Raw genomic sequence first — 20,346 nt, forward strand, 5'->3', positions numbered from 1 at the left:
TTATGATGAGAGGGTGCGCGGTGTGGCTCTCGCCTTAGGCGGCGGCGGGGTGCGGGGGTACGCCCACCTGGGGGTGCTGGCTGTCCTGGAAGAAGCGGGCGTGCCCCTCCGGGGCCTTGCGGGCAGCTCCGCAGGGGCCTTGGCCGCGGCGGCCTACGCCTTCGGCCACAAAGACCCCTGGAAGGTGCACGAGGCCATCTTCGACGAGGAGGTGGCCCGCCTGCGGCAAGCGGGACGCCTGCGCACCCTAGCCCGGCTCTTCTCCGCCTTCCGCCGCCCTGCCCTGGCGGAAACGGAGCGGGTGGCGGAAGGGCTAAAGCGTCTTTTCGGGGAGGCCCGCCTCGAGGAAAGCCCCCTACCCCTAGCCGTCCAGGCCGCAGACCTCCTCAGCGGGGAGAGCGTGGTCCTGCGCCAAGGCCCGGTGTGGCGGGCGGTTTTGGCCAGCATGGCCATCCCCGGCCTCTTTCCCCCCGTGGAGTGGGAGGGGCGGCTTCTGGTGGACGGGGACGTGGCGGAGAAGGTGCCGGTGCGGGCGGCCAAGGCCCTCTTCCCCAAGGTGGTGGCCGTGGACGTGTCCAACCCCCCGCCCCAAGAGGGGCCGAAGACGGCCCTCGAGGCCGCCCTCCTGGCCGGGGAGGCCAGCCGCAGGCGCCTCAAGGAGCTGGCCCTAAGGGAGGCCGACCTGGTCATCGCCCTGGAGCCGCCCTTTCCCATCGACACCTTCGACCACGAGAAGCTCCCCCTGGTCTATGAGCTGGGGAAAGCCCAGGCCCAAAAGCGCCTGAAGGAAGTGCAGGCCCTCTCCCAAGTACGCCTCAAGGACCTGGCCCGGGCGCTCCGCTTGGCCCCTTGAGGGCCCCTTCCGACCGCCGCACCAGGTGGAGGAAGCCCATCACCCCCAGGGGAAGGAGGCCAAGCCCCCAGGGCCGGAGGAGGAGGCCCATCACCCCCAAAAAGAAGAAAAGCCCCGCCCCCAGACCCACCGCCACCAAGGCTCCCAAGGGACCCCCCTCCCTTAGGGCCATGAGGGCCTGGAGGAAAAGCCACCCCGCGCCCAGGAACGCCAGGGCAAGAAGCAGGGGATGCCAGGCCCGGGGAAGGAACGGGGCCAGGAGCAGGAGCCCCGCCCCTTGCAGGAGGAAGAGAAAGCCCGCATAGACCCAAAGCCCCCGCCGACGCTTCTCGGAAGCGGCCTTGGGGTCCAAAAGGGCGCGCAACTCCCCCCAGGGGAATTTCTCCCGAAAAGGACCACCCATGGCCTAATGGTGCAGGACGCGCTGCAGGAAGCTTCGGGTGCGCTCCTCCTTGGGGGCGGTAAAGATGGCCTCCGGCCTCCCCTCCTCCACGATCTGCCCCCCATCCATGAAGATCACCCGGTCCGCCACCTCCCGGGCAAACCCCATCTCGTGGGTCACCACCAGCATGGTCATACCCCCCCGGGCCAGGTCCCGCATCACGTCCAGCACCTCCCCCACCATCTCCGGGTCCAGAGCGCTGGTGGGCTCGTCAAACAGCATCACCTTGGGCTCCATGGCCAAGGCCCGGGCGATGGCCACCCGCTGCTGCTGGCCCCCGGAAAGCTGCCCCGGGAACTTCCGCGCCTGGTCCAGGATCCCCACCCGCTCCAAAAGCTCCAGGGCCTTCCCCTCGGCCTTCTCCTTGGGCCAGCCCCGCACCCGCATGGGGGCCAGGGTGATGTTCTCCAGCACCGTCATGTGGGGGAAGAGGTTGAACTGCTGGAAGACCATCCCCACCTCCCGCCGCACCTCCGCGAGGGCGCGGTCGTCCTTGACGTTCCGCCCGTCCACCACCACCTCGCCCTCCTGGAAGTCCTCCAGGCGGTTGATGCAGCGGATCAGGGTGCTTTTCCCTGAGCCCGAGGGGCCGATGATCACCAGCTTCTCCCCAGGGGCCACCTCCAGGTGGATGCCCTTCAGCACGTGCAGGGGGCCGAACCACTTGTGCAGGTTGTGGATGCGGATGATGGGGTCCACTGCCCTCATTTTCGCATCCTCTGGAAGGCGTAGACCATCAGGAAGAGACCCAAGCCCACCAGGTCGGTGAGAAGCCCGGGCACCACCAGACTCAGGGCCGCGGCCATGAGCAAGGCCCGCTCCCAAAGAAGCGCGCGCTTGTGCAGGAAGCCCACCAGGCTGGCGCTGAAAGCGGTCATGCCCAAAAGGGCAGAAAGGACGATCCAGGCCCCCTCCAGGACGCTCCCCACCCCGAGGAGGAGGAGCTTGGGGCTGAAGAAGAACATATAGGCCAAAAGGGCGGTGCGGAGCTCATACACGAAGCCCTGGACCGCCGTCTTCCAGAAGTCGGACTTGGCGATGGCGCTGGCGGCATAGGCGGCCAGGGCCACGGGAGGGGTGGAGTCGGCCATGATGCCGAAGTAGAAGACGAACATGTGGGCGGCCACGGGCGGCACCGCATAACCCGCCTTCTCCGAAAGCTGAAGCACCACCGGCACCACCAAGGAGGCCATGACGATGTAGTTGGCGGTGGTGGGGAGGCCCATGCCCAAGAGGAGGCTCGTGAGCTGGGCCAGGACCAGCACCAGGATGAGGTTCCCCCCGGAAAGGCGCTCCACGATATCCGTGAGGCCAAAGCCAATGCCCGTCATGGTGACGATACCCACAATGACCCCGGCGCTGGCGGTGGCCAGGGCGATGCCCACCATGCCCCGAGCCCCGGCCTCGAGGCCCTCCAAGATGAGCCTCCCCCCCCTAAGGAGGCCAAAGCCGACCCCTGCACCGCCCCTATATGAACGCCAAACCTCCTGGGCCAAGATGAGGAGGAGCATGAAAAAGATGGTGTTCAAGGCCGCCCGTTCGGGGGTGAGCCGGAGAGCCACCAGGGCGTAGATCAGGTAGGCCAAAGGGAGCAGGTAGTGGAACCCCGTGCGCAGGATAGGGCCCAAAGGAGGGAGCTCCGAGCGGGGCACCCCTTTGAGGCCCAGCTGGAGAGCCTCCAGGTGCACCGTGATGAAAAGGGTGGCGTAGGCTAGGAGGGCAGGGATGAGGGCGATCAGGATGAGCTGGCTGTAGGGGATGCCCAAAAACTCCGCCATGATGAAGGCCGCCGCTCCCATGACCGGGGGCATGAGCTGGCCGTTGGAAGAGCTGGCCACCTCCACGGCCCCCGCCTTCTCCGGGGGGTAGCCCACCCGCTTCATCAGGGGAATGGTGAAGGTGCCGGTGGTAACCACGTTGGACACCGAGCTCCCCGAGACCACCCCCGTGAGGGCGCTGGCCACCACCGCCGCCTTGGCTGGTCCCCCGCGGAAGTGGCCCAGGAGGGCGTAGGCCACCTGGATGAAGAAGTGCCCTGCCCCCGCCTTCTCCAAAAGGGCCCCAAAGAGGACGAACAGGAAGACGAAGGTGGCGGAAACCCCCAGGGGCACCCCCCAGATGCCCTCAGCGGTGGTGTAGAGCTGGCCCATGAGCTGGCCCCACTGGCTGCCCGCGTGGAGCTGCAGCCACGGGGGAAGGGTGAAGGGCAAAAGCCCCTTGGGACCGGTGAGGGCGTAGAGGACGAAGACCGAGGCGATGATGGGCAAAGCCGGCCCCACCACCCGCCAGGCGGCCAGGAAGAGGACCAAAAGGGTCAGGCTCCCCAAGAAGACGTCCCTCCCGCTGGGGATCCCCCCCCGGAGCTGGGTGATGCCGTAGTAGTCCAAAACCACGTAGAGGGCCCCCAAAACCCCCAGGAAGGCCAGAATCCAGTCCAGGAAGGGGATGCGATCCCTAGGCCCTCGCCTCCCGGGGTAGGCCAGGAAGGCCAGGGCCAGGGCGAAGGCCAGGTGCACCGCCCTCAGGCGCATGGGGTCCAAGGTTCCCATCTCCGTGGCCCAGAGCTGGAACAGGCTCCAGACCACTCCCAGGGTGAAGAGCAGGTGGCGGCCAAACCCCCTAGGCTTCCGCCCCCCTAGCTCGCTTTCCTCCACCAATAGGGAAACATCCTTGTTCATGCTCCTCCCAGGCAAAGGGGGCCCCGCCTGGGGCCCCCTGGGCTCCACCTGAGCTTACTTCAAGACGCCGATCTCCTTGTAGAACCGCTCCGCCCCAGGGTGCAGGGGGATGGGCAGGCCCTTCACCGCCTTCTGCAGGCTGAAGAAGCGCTCCAGGTTGGGGTGGATCTTCTTGAAGGCCTCCTGGTTGCCAAAGACCGCCTTCATGAACTTGTATACAGAGTCGGCGGAGAGCTTCTCCGAGGCGATGAGCATCGCCTGCACCGCCACCGTGGGCGTGGTCACGTCCACCCCCTTGTAGGTGCCGCCGGGGATGTTGAAGCCCACGTAGAAGGGGTACTTCTTGGCAATGGTCTGCACCTTCCCAAGGTCCACCGCCACCAAGCTGATGGGCGTGGTCAAGGCCAGCTGCTGGATGGCACTGGCCCCCAAGCCCACGGTGTAGAAGAGGGCATCGGCCCGCTTATCCTGCATGAGCTGGATGCCCTGGGTGGCGCTCACCCGGATGGCCTGCCCCAGATCCTCAAAGCGCAGGCCGTAGGCCTCGAGGATTTGCCGGGCGTTTTGCTCGGTACCCGAACCCACATCGCCCACCACCACCCGCTTGCCCTTGAGGTCCGCCACCGTGCGGATCCCGGCATCCTGCCGGGACACGATGTGGATGACCTCAGGGTAGAGGGCCGCCAAGGCGCGGATGCCCTTCACCGCTTTGCCGTCAAAGGCGGCGATGCAGCACCCCTGGTAGGCGTAGTAGGCGATGTCGTTCTGGGCCAAGGCCATCTCAAACTCCCCGGCGGCGATGGCGTTGATGTTGGCCACGCTGCCGCCGGTGGAGCGGGCGTTGGCCCTAAGGCCCACCCCTGCGTCGTTCACCAGCTTGGCCATCCCCGTGGCCACGGGGAAGTACACCCCCGTGGTGGAGCCGGAACCGATGGTGATAAACTCTTGGGCCATCCCCAGACCCAGCAAGGCCATAGCCACCAACAACACGCTCTTTACTCGCATAACCTTGCACCTCCTTGACGCCTTAGTGAGTATACCCATACCCCCTGACGGCCACAAGCCCTAGCGCCCCGCCACCTTGAGCCGCCGCTCCAAAAGGTTGGTGAAGAAGGTGAGCACCGTGGTGAGGAGAAGGTAGATGGCGGCCACCGCCAGGTACACCTCCACCGGGCGGAAGGTGGCGGAAATGATGCGCTGCCCGGAAAGGGCCAGCTCGGTGAGGGCGATGACGCTGGCCAGGGAGGAGTCCTTCAAGAGGGCCACCACGTTGTTGACCAAAGGGGGCACCACGATGCGCAGGGCCTGGGGCAGCACCACAAAGCGCATGGTATCCACCGGGGAGAGGCCTAAAGACCAGGCAGCCTCCCACTGCCCCTTGGGGATGGCCTGGATTCCCGCCCGCACCACCTCGGCGTTGTAGGCCCCCACGTTGAAGGAAAGGGCGATAAAGGCCGCCCAGTAGGGGGTGAGGGCCTGCTGGGCCTCGGGCCAGAGGGGCTGAAGCAGGAGGGGCAAGGCGTTGTAAGCGAAGAGGATCTGCACCAATAGGGGCGTGCCCCGGGTCACCCAGATGTAGAAGGTGGCGGGAAGCCGCACCCAAGCCCGGCCGGAAAGGCGGAACATCCCCGCGAATACCCCGATGAAAAGCCCCGCTAGGCCGGAGATCAGGGTGAGCTTGAGGGTGATCTCCGCCCCCAGGGCCATGGCCTCTGAAGCGGAAGCTGCCCGCTCTGGACCGAAACCCGTCAGGAGAAAGTACCGTTCCAAGGCCAGGCCCAAGAGGGCGAACAGGCCGAAGTACCCCGCCAGCACGAGGGCGAGGAGGAGGAATGCCCGCAACCAGGAAGGCATGGTTTAGGCAGGGAAAAGGCCCAGGGTTAAGCTTGATCCCTGGGCTCCGGTAAGGCTACTTGCAGCGCACGTCCTCCCCAAACCACTTCTTGGAGATCTGAGCGTAGGTGCCGTCTTTCATCAGGTCCGCTAAAGCCTTGTTTAGGGCGTCCAAGACGCTCTTGTTCCCCTTGGCCACCGCCATGGCCACCCGCTCCTGGAAGACCAGCTCCCCCAGTTGCAGGGTACTCTCCAGCTTCCTTTCCTTGATAGCCTCCTTGGCCACGAAGCGGTCGGTGATCCAGGCGTCCAGACGGCCCGCCAGGAGGTCCTGAAGGGCGTCCGGGTCCTTCTGGTAGGTGCGCACCTGCTTGACCCCGGGGATTTTCTGCGCCGCCTCCATGTAGGTGGTGCCGATCTGCACCCCCACCACCTTGCCCGCCAGGTCCTTGGCGGTCTTGGGACCGCCCTTCTTGCTCACGATGACGCCACCCGTGCAGTAGTGGGGGTTGGTGAAGTCCACGGCCTTGGCCCGTTCCTCGGTGATGCCGTGGGAAGCGATGACGAAGTCAAAGCGACCTTGGTTCAGCTGGATGAGGAGGCTGTCAAAGGCCTGGGTGATCCAGACCGGCTTCAGGGCGAGCTTTTTGGCGATGGCGTTGCCCAGGTCGATCTCAAAGCCGGTGAGCTGGTTCTTTTCGTTAAAGTAGTTGAATGGGGGGAAAGCGCCTTCTGTACCGATACGCACCTCCCCAGCGCTCTTGATCTGGTCGAAAGTACGCACCTGGGCCAAGGCCGCTCCAAGGGCCAGCACAACCAGGGTAAAGATTATGCGCCTATTCATGCCCACCTCCTTTAACGGGGCGATTATACACGGCGCAGGGGCGCAAGCCCCAGGATGGTACATTTGTCCCAAATCATTCTGGTAAAATCCCGAGAGAGGAGGAAAGGGTATGCTGGCAAAGCGTGGATTGATGGTCTTGGCCTTTGGCTTGCTTCTGGGGGTCCTCGGGCAAAACGCCCCAGATCCGTGGCGCATCCAACGGGGAGGGCAGCTTTACGATCACTGGATCAAGGCCAAGGGCGTGGAAGCCCCTGCGGGCGACCATCCCCTTTGGGCCTTGCAGAACACCAACACCCGCAAGGGCACGGACACCTGGCGGTGCAAGGAGTGCCACGGCTGGGACTACCTGGGCAAGGACGGGGCTTACGGCTCGGGCTCCCACTTCACAGGCTTCGCGGGCGTTCTCCAGGTACGGGACAAGAGCCTTGAGGAGATCCTTGCCCTGCTAAAGGGCTCCAAAAATCCCAAGCACGACTTCACCCCCTACCTCAGCCAGGAGGACCTCGAGGACCTAGCCCTCTTCCTCAAGTACGGCACCTGGGACCCCAGGACCGCCGTGGACTACAAGGCGAAGAAGCCCCTTAAGGCCAACCCCGACCTATCCCAAGGCCGGAGCATCTACCGCGTATGCGCCTCTTGCCACGGGGAGGATGGCAAGAACATCAACTTCGGCACCGAGGAGGCCCCGGAGTACGTGGGCACGCTGGCCAAGGACAACCCCCAGGAGATCCTCCACAAGATCCGCATCGGCCAGCCCGGCAACTTCGTCATGCCTGGCTTCAGCTTCCTGAGCCTGGACCAAATGCAGGACCTCTTGGCCTACCTGCAGACCTTGCCCAGCAAATAGTCCTGGTGGAGCGTGGGCCTCGGCTCGGCCGGGGCCCACGCCTCTTTACGCCCAGCGAGCCCACAGCACCCGGCCGGTGAGGGGGTGCTTGAGGGCCAGGCGGATGCCGTAGGCGTAGCTCCCAGGGCGTGCCGGGCGGTAGCTAAGCTGGTACCCTTCGGCCCCGGGCTCCATGGGCACCAGCTCCAGGGAGCCGCTGGAGCGACGCACCACCAGCTGCACCTCCAGAAAAGGCCGCAGAGCAACGGGCATCTCCCCTTCCACGAAGGCCCGCACCGACATGGGAACCCCGTTCAGGGTAAGGTCCCCTGGCGTCTCCGCCCGCAGGGCGAGGCGCTCCAAGGCGGGCAAGGCGCGGTAGAACTCCTCTAGGAGGGTCTTCTGCTCCCAGGCCTCCCGAGCCCAGCGACCGCCCCTCTCGTAAAGCTCCGCATAGTCCCGCACCATGCGGGCGGCGCTGAAGCGGGGGCCCACGGTGCGCAGGCTCTCCTGGACCATGGAGAGCCAGCCGGAGGAGTACCCTTCCGGCCCCTTGGCGTAGAAGAGGGGAAGCACCTCCCCTTCCAGGGCGTCGTAAAGCGCCTGAGCGTCCGCCATGTCCTGGGCTTCCTCGCTCTCGTAGGTGCGCTCGTCCCCGATGGCGAAGCCGTTTTTGCCGTTGTAGGCCTCCGCCCACCAGCCATCCAGAACGCTCAGGTTAAGGACCCCGTTGATGGCCGCCTTCATGCCGCTGGTGCCCGAGGCCTCCATGGGACGACGGGGAGTGTTGAGCCACACGTCCGAGCCGTGGACCAAGACCCGAGCCAGGTACATGTCGTAGTCCTCCAGGACCACCATGCGGTCCTCGAGGCCATACTCCCTGATCTTGGCGAAGAGCTCCTGCAAGTAGGCTTTCCCCGGCTCGTCCTTAGGGTGGGCCTTGCCGGCGAAAACGAACTGCACGGGGTAGGGCCCGCGGAGGATGCGCAAGAGCCGCTCCGGGTCCTTGAAGAGGAGCACCCCCCGCTTGTAGGTGGCGAAGCGCCGGGCAAAGCCAATGGTGAGCACCTCGGGGTCCAGGATGCGCTCCGCCTCGCGGAGGCGGCTTGGGCTTTCCCCGTTCCGGCGGCGCTGCTCGTAAAGCCTTGCACGCACCTCCCGCACCAGCTCGGCCCGGAGGTCCTTGTGGATGCCCCAGAACTCCTCGCCAAGCCCCTCTGCCTTCCAGGTGGCCGGGTCTTCCGGGCGGGTGAGCCACTCCGGACCGAAGACCTCCGCGTAGTGCTTGCGGAGCCTGGGGTGGAGGAAGGTCCAGGTATGGACCCCATTGGTCACGTGGCCGATGGGTACCTCCTCTAGGAGGAGATCTGGCCAGAGATGATGGAACATCTCCCGGGACACGTGCCCGTGGAGCCGGGACACACCCCCCGCCTGGGCGCTGGTCTTGAGGGCCAGGTTGGACATGGAGAAGACCTTGCCCCAGGGCTTCTCCTCGAGGCCCAAGGCCAAAAAACTCTCCCGGTCGGTGCCCATCCTCTCCCAGAACCCCCCCAGGTAGCGCTCCACCAGGTCCAGGGGAAAGGCGTCGTGCCCCGCGGGCACCGGGGTGTGGGTGGTGAAGAGGGCCCCAGCCCGGGCCAACTCCAACGCCACAGGGAAGGGGTGCCCCTCAGCCACCAGTTCCCGCACCCGCTCCAAGCCCAAAAAGGCGGAGTGCCCCTCGTTCATGTGGTAGACCTCCGGGGCAAGGCCCAGGGCCCGCAAAAGCCGCACCCCCCCGATCCCCAGGACCATCTCCTGCTGGATGCGCATCTCCAAGCCGGGGGCGTAGAGTCTGGCGGTGATGGCCTGGTCCTCGGGCGCGTTCTCCGGCAGGTTCGCGGTGAGCAGATAAACGGGAACGGCCCCCACCTGGACCCGATAAGCAGCAAGCCAGACCGTGCGCCCCGGAAACTCCACCCCCACCCGCAAAGGGCGGCCTTCCCGGTCCTGCACAGGCAGGAGGGGAAGCTCCTCGGGGTGGAGGGTCTCGTAGACCTCCACTTGCGCCCCTTCCTTGGAGAGGCGCTGGTGGAAGTAGCCCTCGTGGTAGAAGATCCCCACCCCCACCAGGTTCAGGCCCAGGTCGCTGGCGGCCTTCACGTGGTCGCCCGCCAGCACCCCAAGGCCGCCGGAATAAATGGGCAAGGAGCTGTGGAAGCCGTACTCCGCGGAGAAGTAGGCGGTGAGGGGCCCCCGCTTGACCTCCCGGGCCTTCAGGTAGGCCCTCAAGGCGGCCACCACAGCCTGCACCCGGGCAGGGTAGCTGGTGGCGGTGAGGGCCTCGAGGCGGGCGGGGTCGGCTTCCAGGAGAAGCTTCACCGGGTTTCCCCGGAAGCGCTTCCACAACAAAGGATCCACTTCCTGGAAGAGCTCAGCCGCCTCTGGATTCCAGCTCCACCAGAGGTTGTAAGCAAGCTCCTTAAGCCCCCAAAGGGGCTCGGGAAGCTGCGGCATGGCAGTGATATGGCCAAGAATCCTCACGAAAAGAGATTATACCCCCAAGGCCCTCCTCAGCGGAGCCGCCGCCAGAGCTCCGGGCTGAAGAGGAGCACCACCGGTAGTATCTCAATGCGCCCCGCCCACATCTGCAGGATCAGCACCCCCTTGGAAAGGGGGTGGAGGTCGGCGTAGGAGGCCATGGGCCCCACCGCCCCCAGGCCGGGGCCGATGTTCCCAATGGCCTGAGCGCTGGCGGTAAAGGCCACCACAAAGTCCCCCTCCAGGAGGGTGAGCACCATCACCCCCGCCCCAAAGAGCACCGTGTACAAGAAGATGAAGACGGAAACCTGCCTCAGGGCTTCTTCCGACACCACCCGCTGTCCCAGGCGCAGGGGCAGCACCGCCTGGGGGTGCAGGGTGCGGGTGATCTCCCGCCGTAGCAGGCCGAAGAGGAGGAGCCAGCGCACCACCTTGATGCCGCCAGCCCCCGAGCCGGCGCTACCGCCCACAAACATCAAAGCCACCAGGATGGCCTGGGCCGGAACCACCCACTGGGCGAAGTCCACGCTGGCAAACCCGGTGGTGGTCACGATGGAGATGACCTGGAAGAAGGCGTGGCGCAGGCTGGCCTCCACCCCATAGAGATGGTGGGTGTAGAGGTAAAGGGCCAACAGGGCCGAGGCCAGCACCACCAAGAAGGTGTAGGCCCGAAACTCCGCGTCCCGCAGCACAGGCTTTACCTCCCGGCCAAAGATGAGGCGGTACTGCAGGAGGAAGTTCACCCCCGCCAAAAACATGAAGAGGCTCCCCAGCCATTGGGCCAAGGGGGTGTACTGGGCGAAGCTTTGCGGGTTAGGGCTAAACCCCCCGGCGGGCGTGGTGGTGAGGGCGTTGGCCAGGGCCTCGAAAAAGGGCACCCCAGCGCCCCAGTAGGCCAAGATACCCAGCGCCGTGAGGGCCACGTATACCTGCAAGACGGCCTGGGCGGTGTGGCGTAGCCGGGGGGTGAGCTTCTCCTTTTCGATCCCCGTGCTCTCAGCGAAAAAGGCCTGGCGCCCCGCCACCTGCAACTGGGGGAAGACCACCAGGAAGAGCACCACGATCCCGATGCCCCCCATCCACTGGGTGAAGCTCCGCCAGAGGAAAAGGGCCCTGCCAAACTGGCTGAAGTCCGCCAGGATGGTGGCCCCAGTGGTGGTGAAGCCGGAAACCGCCTCAAAGAGGGCGTCCAAGTAGGGCAAGCCTCCGGAAAGCCAGTAGGGCACCGCCCCCAGGGCCGGGACTAGAACCCAGAGCAGGGCCACGCTGGCGAAGACCTCGGCCCGGCGGGGTTGGACCTCGGGGTGGCCCAGAACCTGGAGCAACCTCCCCAGCCCTAGGCCTAGAACCGCTCCCAGAGCGAAGCCCCGCACGTCCTCCTGCCAAGCCAGGGCCAGGAGGGAAAAGGCCACCAGGATCAAGCCGAAGCCCTGGTAGGTGAGCCCCAAAAGGTAGAGGCTGGAGCGGAGCCCCTGCTTAACCGACGATGCGGGCCAGGGCTTCATCCGCCACCTCCCGGGCGGCCACCAGGAAGAGCCGATCCCCGGGGAGGACCTCGAGGTCCTCCCGATAGAGCATCACCCGGTGGTTGCGCTCCACAGCCACGGGGGCCACCTCAGAACTGGCCAGGGCCTTCAGGGGCTTGGGCTGGAACCCCTCCACCAGCTCTACCTCCAAGAGCTCGATGTTCTCGTCCATGGTGGACACATGCTCCACGTTCTCCGGGCCCAAAAAGTCCAAGACCGCCCGCACCGCTGACTGGCGGGGCGTGAGGGGCAGGTCGATCCCCACCTGCTCGAAGAGCCTGCGGGTCTCGGAACGGGAAACCCGGGTGATGACCTTGCTCACCCCTAGCTGCTTGGCAAGAAGCGAAGCGAGGAGGTTTTTCTCGTCGTTGTCGGTCACGGCCACCACGGCGTCCGCCTCCTGCATGCCCTCCGCCTCCAAAAGTTCCAGGTCGGTGCCGTCCCCTTGGATGACCATGGCCCCCGGCAGCTCTTGGGCCAGCCACTCACACCGCTCCCGGTTGGGCTCGATGATCACTACCTCCAACCGCCGCTTCAGGAGCTCTTGGGCCACCATAAAGCCCACGTTGCCCCCACCGATGACCATCACCCGACGCACCCCCCGGCCGCTGGCGAAATAGGCCTCCAGTTCGGGGAATGCCCGCAGGGTGGTCACGAACAGAAGCTTGTCCCCAGGTTCTAGGACCAGCTCGGGGTAGTCCGCATGGGCGAAGCTCAGAAACGCGCCGTCCCGCACCACCCCCACCACCAGCACCCCTTCCGGCCAGGAAAGCTCGGAGAGGAGGCGGTGGGCGTAGGGACCCCCTTCCTTCACCCGGTACTCCACGAAGCGCAGGCGGCCCCCTGCCAGCACCTCGGTGTCCACCGCCCCCGGCACCAGGATGACCTCCACGATCTCCCGGGCCATGGCCCTTTGCGGCCAGAGGACCTTGTCGATGCGCGTACCCAGGATCTCCGCGGTGCGGGGATCGGTGAGCACCTCCACGTACCCCCCCTTGCCCACGAAGCAAAGGGTCTGTTTGGCCCCCAGGCCCTTGGCCAGGAGGGAGGCTAAAAGGTTGATCTCGTCGGAATCCGTGCTGGCAATGAAGAGGTCGGCCCGGTCCACCCCCGCTTCCCTGAGGGTGTCGGGGTCGGTGGCCCCGCCCACCACCACTTTCACGTCCAGGTGGGCAAAGCGCTCCTTGGATTGCGGGTTGCGGTCGATGACCACCACCTCGTGGGCCTTTTCCAGGGTGCGGGCCACTTCCCCGCCCACCTCCCCGCCCCCGGCGATGACGATGTACATACCGAACCTATCCTAAGCCTGGACCCCGTGGAGGTCGTAGGTGTCCGCACGGGTGATCCGCACCTGTACCCTCTCCCCCACCCTCACGGTCCCGTCCGTTTCCACGTAGACCACCCCATCGATGCCAGGAGAGTCCCGGTAGCTGCGGCCCACGGCCAAGCCCGGCTCGGGGAGTTCGTCCACCAGGACCTCGAGGACCTTGCCCAGGAAGCGCTGGTTCTTGCGCAGGCTGACGCGGGCTTGGAGCTCCAGAAGCCGCGCCTTCCGCTCCTCCTTGACCTCTTGGGGCACGTGGCCCGGCAGGGCGTTGGCCTCGGCCCCCTCCACCTCCGAGTAGGTGAAGACCCCCACCCGGTCCAGCTCCGCCTCCTCCAAAAAGTCCAGAAGGATCTGGAAGTCCTCCTCGGTTTCCCCCGGAAAGCCCACGATGAAGGTGGAGCGGAGGGCCAGCTCGGGCACCACCTCCCGCCAGGCCCTAAGGGTCTTGAGGTGGCTTTGGTAGCCCCCGGGGCGGCGCATGAGGCGCAGGATGCGCTCCGAGGCGTGCTGCAGGGGCACATCCAGGTAAGGCAGCACCCGGCCCTCAGCCATGAGGGGGAGCAAATCCCGCACGTGGGGGTAGGGGTAGACGTAGTGAAGCCTTATCCAAGCCCCAAGCTCCGCCATGTGGCGGAGGAGGTCCTTGAGCTCCGCTTTGACCAGGCGGTCCCCCCAGAGGCTTTCCCGGTGGCGAAGGTCCACCCCGTAGGCGGAAAGGTCCTGGGCGATGAGGAGAAGTTCTTGGGTGCCCGTGGCCACCAGCCGCGCCGCCTCCGCCAGCACTTCCCCCGCGTCCCGGGAGCGCAAGGGGCCCCGCAGCTTGGGGATGATGCAGAAGCTGCAGCGGTGGTCGCACCCTTCGGAAAGCTTCAGGTAGGCGTAGTGCCGGGGGGTGAGCTTCACCTGGGGGGGCACGAGGTCCAAGAAGGGATCCCGGGGGGCAGGCAGCACCGCCTGCACCGCCTCCAGCACCCGCTCCACCTCCCCCGGACCCGTCACGGAGAGCACCTGAGGGTGCCTTTCCAGGATGACCTCGGGCTTGGCCCCCAGGCATCCCGTGACCACCACCTTGCCGTTTTCCTTGAGGGCCTCCCCGATGGCCTCGAGGCTCTCCTCCACCGCAGGGGTGATGAAGCCGCAGGTGTTCACCACCACCAGCTCCGCCTCCTCATAGGTGGGGCTCGTCTCGTAGCCCAAAGCCTTGAGCCGGGAAAGGATTTGCTCCGAGTCCACCAAGGCCTTGGGGCAGCCCAGGCTTACAAAGCCGATCTTGGCCATAGACCTCCCGGAGCCCGCGCTCCAACAAAGAAAGAGTATAGCCTCTCCAAGAGGTTCCCGCTAGGGGAAGCTCCGGGTGAGGGGCTTCCCCGGCTCCCCCAAAAGCCCCTGGTCCTGGCCGTCCAGGAAGACGCGCACCGCCCCAGGGTTGCCCGCCCGCACCTCCACCGGGGGTTCAAAGGCGAGCTCGGCCCCCACCTCAGGGATGCCCTCGTAAAGGCGCTTCTCCCCCTGCATCACCCTGAGCCAGCTCCGGCCCTCCAGCTTCAGCACCAGCCGCCCTTGGGGGAGGGCCTGGGGCGCCTGGGCCGGGGGCGCCTGGGCCGGGGGCGCCGCCTGGGGCTCCGCGGGCCTCGGCGCCAAGCGGTAGCGGAGGGCCAGGGGCCGGTCCAGCACCACCTCCTCTTCCACGGGAGCATACCCCGGCAAGTCCAGGCGGAGGTGGCGCTTGCCCCCCTCCAGGGGCGGGGAGCGCAGGGGGGTCTGGCCCAGGTAGAAGCCATCCACATAGACCCGGGCCCCAGGAGGGTCACTCTCCACCTGGAGCGGGTAGCGCTCTGGGGACTTGGGCGGGGCTTCGGGTGGCAGGCTCACCACCTGGGCAGGAGCAGGGCGGAGCCAGAGGTACGCCCCGTACCCCATGGCCCCCAGCACCAGCACTGCCAGCGCCCAGGCCCAAAGGATCCCCTTGCCCCGGCGCCGGGGCGGGGGGGTAGCCTCCTGGGGGGAGGCCCCAGGGTAGAGGGCCAAGAGGGGCTCAGGGTCCAGGCCCAGGAGCCGGGCGTAGCGCCGCAGGTAGCCCCGGGCCAGGGCGGGCTCGGGAAGCTCCGCAAAGCGGCAACCTTCCAGGGCCTCCAACACCTGGACCTTAAGGGCCAGCCGCTCCGCCGCCTCCCTCAGGGAAAGCCCCCGCTCCTCCCGGGCCCGGCGCAGCCTCTCCCCCAGCTCGCACACAAGGCTATTCTAGCCCGGCCAGGGCCAAGGCTACCTGGGCCGCCAGCCGGGCATTCTCCAGGAGAAGGCGCTCGTTCACCCGGTCCGTCTCCCCCCCGGAAAGCTGCGAAAGGCGCCGCAGGAGGTAAGGGGTGAGGGCCTTGCCGAAGACCCCAGCCCGAGCGGCTTCCCCGTTGGCCTCCTCCACCCAAGCGGCCACCTGCTCGTAGGGCAAGCCCCGGGAAACGGGGTTCACCAGGAGAACCGCCCCCAGACCCAGCTCCCTGGCCTTGCGGTAAACCCGGGCGGCCTCGAGGGGGCTCTCCACCCGGGCAGGCACCGGGAAGGGCGAGTCAGGGGAAAAAAAGGCGGGCAGGCGGTCGGTGCGGTAGCCCACCACGGAAACCCCCAAGGTCTCCAGGCGCTCCAAGGTAGCCCGCAGGTCCAAGATGGCCTTGGGTCCCGAGGCAACCACCAAGAGGGGGGAGCGGGCCAAGGCCATGAGGTCCGCGCTCTCGTCAAAGGGCTCAGGGTGCACCCCGCCGATGCCTCCGGTGGCGAAGACCTCTATCGCGTGGCGGTGGGCCAGGTGCACCGTGGCCGCTACCGTGGTGCCCGCGCTTTTCCCCTGGGCCAACAGGGCCGCCAGGTTCCAAAGGCTGGCCTTCTCCACCCCCCCTTGGGCCAGGATCTCCATTTCCCCTGGGGAAAGCCCCACCCGCACCTCCCCCTCCACCAGGGCAATGGTCTTGGGGATGGCCCCCTCCCTGCGCACCGCCTCCTCCAAGGCAAGGGCGGTGCGCAGGTTCAAGGGGTAGGGCAGGCCGTGGGTGAGGACCGCCGACTCTAAGGCCACCGACGCTTCCGCCATGGGGGCAGGATACCACCCCAAGCGACTCTCCTCAGGCCCTTTTCCGCTGAACCCTTCGCTCCCCTTCCGAAACCCAAGGCCATGCCCCACCCGCTCGCCGGAGCCCCCGCGCGGACTTCTTCCGCGCGGGGCGGGATCAGACCTCCGGCCACACCAGCACCTCCTCCCCCACTTTGAACCCGTGGAAGAGGAGAAGCTCAGGGGATAGCCTCAGCTCCACCCCAAGCCCCTCGGCTCCCTCGGCCTCCAAAACCACCTCCCGTCCCCCCTTGACCCGCACTTGGCGGAAAGGCCCGTAGTGGGCCCGCCAGGTGGCGAGGAGCAAAGCCTCCACCTGAGCCCCCTTGCGGCCCAAGGTAACCCGGAGCCTGGCGGTGCGGGGAACGCGGGAATGGACCTCCAGAAGGCGCAGGCGGGCCAGGTGCCCAAGCCGCCTCACCACCTCCCCCAAGGGGAGGGAAAGCTCCGCGGCCAGGTCCAAGGGGCTCTTCCCGGGACCCAGGGCCAGGAGGAGGGAAAGCTCCACCGGGTCCAAGGTGGCCTGCACCGCCTGAGCCCGGGGGTCAGGGCGCACCAGGTCGAAAGGACCCACCTCCACCCCCTCGTCCAAAAGGCGCACCGCCTGCAACAAGTAGGCCTCGAGGGGACCCTCCAAGGAACCCAGGGGCGGGCGCACGGAGAGCAGAAAGCGAAACCGCCCCTCCTTGAGCCCCAGCACCTCCAAAAGGGCCTCCCGGCCTACCCTGCCCCGAAAGACCGCATGGACCGGCCTCCCCCGCTCCAGGTAGACCTCACCCCGCTCCCCTCCCGCCTCCACCTCAAAGACCCCCGTCCTGCCCCCTTGGGCCAGGAGCTGGAGCAGGTCGATGGGGCCTAAGAGGCGGAAATCGCCTTCCATAAGGGACCAAGATACCCTTCACCGAAGAAGTATACGTGGGCCAGCAGGTAGCACACCTGGTAGCGGGGCAGAGCCCGCTCCACCTCCTCCGGGATGGGGTAAAGGGCCCGGTAGGCCCGCCAGAAGGCCTCGGGAAACCCCCCGAAGAGGCGCATCATGGCCAGGTCCACCCCCCTCTCCCCCACGAAGAAGGCGGGGTCCAAAAGGGCGGGCCCCTCCTGGGTAAAGAGGACGTTGCCGCGCCAAAGATCCCCGTGCAAGGGGGCAGGGCCCTCGGTGGAGAGGGGCCTGCGGTAGAGGGCCTCCACCTTGGGGCCAAGCCCCTCGAGGCGCCCCCAGGTGGCCTTCAGAAAGGGCTCCACGCACCGTAGGAAGAAGAACTCCGTCCAGCCGCCCCCTTCCCGGCCGGGAAGGGGAAAGGTGCCCAGGAAACCCGGCTCCGCCCAGTAGCGGTCCTCCCGCCTACGGTGCAACCGGGCCAGCATCTCCGCCAGGGCTTCCCAAGCCTCTGGGCCCTGCGGCAGGTATTCCAGGACCAGCCCCTCCTCCGCCAGAAAGAGCACCCGCGGCACCCTCACCCCCCTCGCCGCCAAGGCGGCAAGGCCCTTGGCCTCTGCCAGGAAGAGGCCGGGAGGAGCCCCTTCCGCTACCTTGACCACGTAAGGGCCCGCCCGGAACACCCGGGAGATGTCCCCCCCGTGGAGGGGGTGGAAGGGGCCTTGGGCCTCAAGCCCCGCCCGGCGAAGCAGTGCCTGGGGATCCATCCCGCTCCAGGTGGTCCAAAAACGCCCGGCAGGCCGCCTCCACCGTCCAGTAGGCCTCCAAGCAGTCCTGGAAATCCCCGTAGTAAGGGTCACCCACCTCCCCCCCGCCCAGGTAGTCCATGAGGAGCTGGGCCTTGCCCCGGGCCTCGGGGAAGCGCCGCAACACCTCCCGCAGGTTCTCCTGGTCCATGACCAGGATGTGGTCGTACAGGAGGGCGTCCTCCCGCGTCATCTGCCGGGCCACGTGGGGGAAGTAGGCCCCCTCTTGCTCCAAGACCTTCCGGGCCCGGGGGTCCATGGGTTCCCCGGCGTGCCAGGCCCCCGTGCCCGCGGAGTCCACCTGGAAGCGGTCCTCGAGGCCCCGCTCCCTTAGGAGCTTGCGGAAGGCCCCTTCGGCTAAAGGGCTTCGGCAGATGTTCCCCAAGCAGACGAAGAGCACCCGTACGGGCCGGTCCATGCCTCCCATGATAGGCCCTCAGTAGGGCACCTCCGCCCCCACCTCCGTGCCCTTTCCCGGCGCGGAGCGCACCCAGAAACGCCCTCCACGGGCCTCCACCCGCTCCCGCATCTGGGTCAGGCCGAAGCCGCCTAGCCCCTGGGCCTCGGGGTTTTGGAAGCCCTTCCCGTTGTCCCGCACGGAAAGCCTGGCCCCCCGCTCCCCCAGGGGCTCCAAGACCACCTCCACCCGGGTGGGCTTGCCGTGCTTGGCGGCGTTGGTGAGGGCCTCCTGCAGAACGCGGAAGAGGACCAGCTCGCTGGCCTGGGAGAGCCCCACCTGCTCGGGTAAGGAGAGCTGCACCCGAAAACCCGCCTGCTCCGCAAAAGCCTGGGCGTAGCGGCGCACAGACTCCAAAAAGCCATAGCGCTCCAGATCGATGGGCCGAAGGGCGAAGATGCTCCGCCGGACCTCGCGGATCTGGCCCCGCAAGGTTTCCTTCACCTCGGAAAGAGCCTTGAGGGCCGCATCCCGGTCCTTGTCCAAGAGCCTCTCCACCAAGTCCAGCTTCAGGGCCATGAAGGCCAGGCTTTGGGCGATGCCGTCGTGGATCTCCCGGGCGATGCGGGAGCGCTCCTCGTTGATGGCCAGCTCCTCGGCCCGGAGGTAGGCCTGGGCGTTGCGCACCGCCAGGGCCACCTGGGAGGCCAAAAAGGAGAGGAAGGGGATGCGCCGGGAGAGGTCCTTGCCCTTCACCACCAAGACCCCCACGGGCTCCCGGGCCTTGAGGGGCAGGGCCAGGGTACCCTCGACCACGAAGAGGGGCCCCTCCAAAGCCCCCTTCCACGGGCCTTCCGGCAGGAAGGGGTGGCCCGGAAGGGAAAGCCCCCGCACCACCCGGGGCACCAGAAACCCCTCCTCGTCCAGGAGGAGCACCCCGGCTCCCTCCGCCTCTGCCCAGGCGCGGATCCTTTCCAGCAGGCCCTCCAAAAGGCGGTCCAGATTGGCCTCGGCCTTCAGGGCCTGGTCCACCTCAAAGAGGGTGAGGCGGTCCCGGCTCCGGGCCACCACCGCCTGCAAGGCCCCGGCCAACTCGTGGGCCAGCACCTCCAGAAAAGCCCGCTCGGGCTCGGGGGGGCAGGCCTCCAGGAAGCCCTTAAGCCCCGGCAGCTCCACCCGCACCCCTCCGCACTCCTCCCCTGCGCGCACCCCTTCCGCCTCGAGGGCCACCGGGTACCCCAGGCTTTCCCGCAGGGCCTGGGCCATGCGGTGGACCGCTTCCTCCAGGTTCTCGCTTTCCAAAGCCTCGCGAAAGACCCGGCCCGCGGCCTGCAGGCGCCGGTTGGCCTCCTCCAGGGCCCTTTCCGCCCGCACCTTCTCCAACACTTCCTGGGCGATCCACTCCAAGACGGCAAAGGTCACCAAAGGACCCACCAGCCCGTAAAAGCCCAGGCGGAGCCAGAGGACGCTGTCCACATGGCGGTAAGGCAGGAGGGCCAGCTCAAAGACCACCACCACCCCGGCGATGAGGGGCGGAAGCAACCGCTGGGCCAGGCGGATCAGGCGGTACAGGTTAAGGCTCGCCATCCTTCTTCTCCATGGCGTAGCGGCTCTGGTGGAGGAGCCCCCTCAGCAGCTGCACCTCCCCCGGGGTGAGCCGGGCTTTGTGGAAGATGCGCCGCAGGCGGCGCATGGCATAGCGGTGGCGGTGGGGGTCGGTGAAGCCCGTTTCCAGGATGTACCGCCCCAGGTCCTGGAAGAACCCCTCCAAGGCCCCCACCTCCGCCAGAGCCTCCCCTTTCCCCACCTCCCCGCCCGAGGCCGCCTTGAAGAGCTCGTAGGCGAAGACCACCACCGCCTGAGCCAGGTTCAAGGAGGGTTGCTCGGGGGCCGTGGGGATGGTGCCGACGAGGTGGGCTAGGTCCAGCTCCTCGTTGGTGAGGCCGAAGGTTTCCCGGCCGAAGACCAAGGCCACCTCCCCCCTTACCGGCAGGACGTGGCGGGGCACCTCCCAAACGGGCACCACCGGGGCCGGGTAGAGCTCCCGCGGCCTGCCGGTGGTGGCCACCACCAGGTGCACCCCCGCGAGGGCGTCTTCCAAGGTGCTCACCGCCACCGCCCGGTCCAAGACCTCTTCCGCGTGAACGGCGAGCCAGTAAGCCTCCCGGGCCCAGGGAGGGCCCACCCGGGGGGCGGGGTTGACCAGGTAGAGCCGGGAAAACCCGAAGTTCCGCATGGCCCGGGCCACCGCCCCCACGTTCATGGGCTCCTGGGGTTCCACCAAGACGACGCGCACGCGGCTCAGCATGGTTCCTCC

General features: G+C 67.1%; 19 protein-coding genes. 2 read left to right on the plus strand and 17 right to left on the minus strand.

The features are described 5' to 3' along the window. Nucleotides 1-13: 13 nt before the first annotated feature. Entirely contained in the window at nucleotides 14-853 is an 840-nt protein-coding gene (locus tag L1088_RS00570; RefSeq protein WP_234553269.1) for a patatin-like phospholipase family protein, read from the plus strand. Here the strand turns inward: L1088_RS00570 and L1088_RS00575 are convergent. The 6 genes from L1088_RS00575 to L1088_RS00600 are packed head-to-tail and all read right to left on the minus strand — an operon-like array spanning nucleotide 816 to nucleotide 6,650. Next, nucleotides 816-1,256, minus strand: a complete 441-nt coding sequence (locus tag L1088_RS00575; RefSeq protein WP_234553270.1) for a hypothetical protein — start codon at nucleotides 1,254-1,256, stop codon at nucleotides 816-818. The two genes, L1088_RS00570 and L1088_RS00575, sit on opposite strands and share 38 nt — an antisense overlap. A gap of 3 nt (nucleotides 1,257-1,259) precedes the next feature. Next, nucleotides 1,260-2,003, minus strand: coding sequence for an amino acid ABC transporter ATP-binding protein (locus L1088_RS00580; protein ID WP_267960882.1), 744 nt, complete (start codon nucleotides 2,001-2,003; stop codon nucleotides 1,260-1,262). Further along, the gene (locus L1088_RS00585) at nucleotides 2,000-3,973 is read right to left on the minus strand and encodes a TRAP transporter permease (protein WP_234553271.1); all 1,974 of its coding nucleotides are present in this window, start codon (nucleotides 3,971-3,973) and stop codon (nucleotides 2,000-2,002) included. The genes L1088_RS00580 and L1088_RS00585 overlap by 4 nt, the downstream gene beginning before the upstream one ends. Before the next feature lie 54 nt (nucleotides 3,974-4,027). Beyond that, nucleotides 4,028-4,978: a TAXI family TRAP transporter solute-binding subunit gene (locus L1088_RS00590; protein WP_234553272.1), complete on the minus strand. Its 951-nt coding sequence runs from the start codon at nucleotides 4,976-4,978 to the stop codon at nucleotides 4,028-4,030. Nucleotides 4,979-5,038: 60 nt separating this feature from the next. Then, nucleotides 5,039-5,827 (minus strand): amino acid ABC transporter permease, encoded by a 789-nt coding sequence (locus L1088_RS00595; protein ID WP_234553273.1) that lies wholly within the window; start codon nucleotides 5,825-5,827, stop codon nucleotides 5,039-5,041. 55 nt (nucleotides 5,828-5,882) lie between these two features. After that, nucleotides 5,883-6,650 (minus strand): ABC transporter substrate-binding protein, encoded by a 768-nt coding sequence (locus L1088_RS00600; RefSeq protein WP_234553274.1) that lies wholly within the window; start codon nucleotides 6,648-6,650, stop codon nucleotides 5,883-5,885. 109 nt (nucleotides 6,651-6,759) lie between these two features. Here L1088_RS00600 and L1088_RS00605 point away from each other — a divergent pair, with 109 nt between their 5' ends. Then, entirely contained in the window at nucleotides 6,760-7,497 is a 738-nt protein-coding gene (locus tag L1088_RS00605; RefSeq protein WP_234553275.1) for a cytochrome c, read from the plus strand. A gap of 45 nt (nucleotides 7,498-7,542) precedes the next feature. Here the strand turns inward: L1088_RS00605 and glgP are convergent, their stop codons facing one another. The 11 genes from glgP to L1088_RS00660 all read right to left on the minus strand — a co-directional run bounded on the left by glgP (nucleotide 7,543) and on the right by L1088_RS00660 (nucleotide 20,337). Continuing rightward, nucleotides 7,543-9,999, minus strand: coding sequence for an alpha-glucan family phosphorylase (gene glgP / locus L1088_RS00610; RefSeq protein WP_234553276.1), 2,457 nt, complete (start codon nucleotides 9,997-9,999; stop codon nucleotides 7,543-7,545). 29 nt (nucleotides 10,000-10,028) lie between these two features. Continuing rightward, nucleotides 10,029-11,501, minus strand: a complete 1,473-nt coding sequence (locus tag L1088_RS00615) for a TrkH family potassium uptake protein (RefSeq protein ID WP_234553277.1) — start codon at nucleotides 11,499-11,501, stop codon at nucleotides 10,029-10,031. Next, nucleotides 11,473-12,810: a Trk system potassium transporter TrkA gene (trkA, locus tag L1088_RS00620; protein ID WP_234553278.1), complete on the minus strand. Its 1,338-nt coding sequence runs from the start codon at nucleotides 12,808-12,810 to the stop codon at nucleotides 11,473-11,475. The genes L1088_RS00615 and trkA overlap by 29 nt, the downstream gene beginning before the upstream one ends. Nucleotides 12,811-12,822: 12 nt before the next feature. Next, complete coding sequence (gene rimO / locus L1088_RS00625) at nucleotides 12,823-14,127, minus strand: 30S ribosomal protein S12 methylthiotransferase RimO (protein WP_234553279.1); 1,305 nt, start codon at nucleotides 14,125-14,127, stop codon at nucleotides 12,823-12,825. Between the two features lie 60 nt (nucleotides 14,128-14,187). Further along, complete coding sequence (locus L1088_RS00630) at nucleotides 14,188-15,081, minus strand: RodZ domain-containing protein (protein ID WP_234553280.1); 894 nt, start codon at nucleotides 15,079-15,081, stop codon at nucleotides 14,188-14,190. 4 nt (nucleotides 15,082-15,085) lie between these two features. Next, a complete protein-coding gene (locus L1088_RS00635; RefSeq protein ID WP_234553281.1) occupies nucleotides 15,086-15,931 on the minus strand; it encodes a pseudouridine-5'-phosphate glycosidase in 846 nt (281 codons plus the stop codon). A 136-nt stretch (nucleotides 15,932-16,067) separates the two neighbouring features. Beyond that, a complete protein-coding gene (locus L1088_RS00640; protein WP_038046998.1) occupies nucleotides 16,068-16,829 on the minus strand; it encodes a DUF4388 domain-containing protein in 762 nt (253 codons plus the stop codon). Next, complete coding sequence (locus L1088_RS00645) at nucleotides 16,805-17,593, minus strand: fructosamine kinase family protein (RefSeq protein ID WP_234553282.1); 789 nt, start codon at nucleotides 17,591-17,593, stop codon at nucleotides 16,805-16,807. The genes L1088_RS00640 and L1088_RS00645 overlap by 25 nt, the downstream gene beginning before the upstream one ends. Beyond that, a complete protein-coding gene (locus L1088_RS00650; protein ID WP_438948054.1) occupies nucleotides 17,556-18,050 on the minus strand; it encodes a low molecular weight protein-tyrosine-phosphatase in 495 nt (164 codons plus the stop codon). Before L1088_RS00650 ends, L1088_RS00645 begins: the two co-directional genes overlap by 38 nt. Before the next feature lie 18 nt (nucleotides 18,051-18,068). Then, nucleotides 18,069-19,616 carry a sensor histidine kinase gene (locus tag L1088_RS00655; RefSeq protein ID WP_234553284.1) on the minus strand — a complete coding sequence of 516 codons (1,548 nt, stop codon included), beginning with the start codon at nucleotides 19,614-19,616 and terminating at the stop codon, nucleotides 18,069-18,071. Beyond that, nucleotides 19,603-20,337: an RNA methyltransferase gene (locus L1088_RS00660; RefSeq protein WP_234553285.1), complete on the minus strand. Its 735-nt coding sequence runs from the start codon at nucleotides 20,335-20,337 to the stop codon at nucleotides 19,603-19,605. The genes L1088_RS00655 and L1088_RS00660 overlap by 14 nt, the downstream gene beginning before the upstream one ends. Between the last annotated feature and the right edge of the window lie 9 nt (nucleotides 20,338-20,346).

Source organism: Thermus caliditerrae (genome assembly GCF_021462525.1).
GTDB lineage: Bacteria > Deinococcota > Deinococci > Deinococcales > Thermaceae > Thermus > Thermus caliditerrae.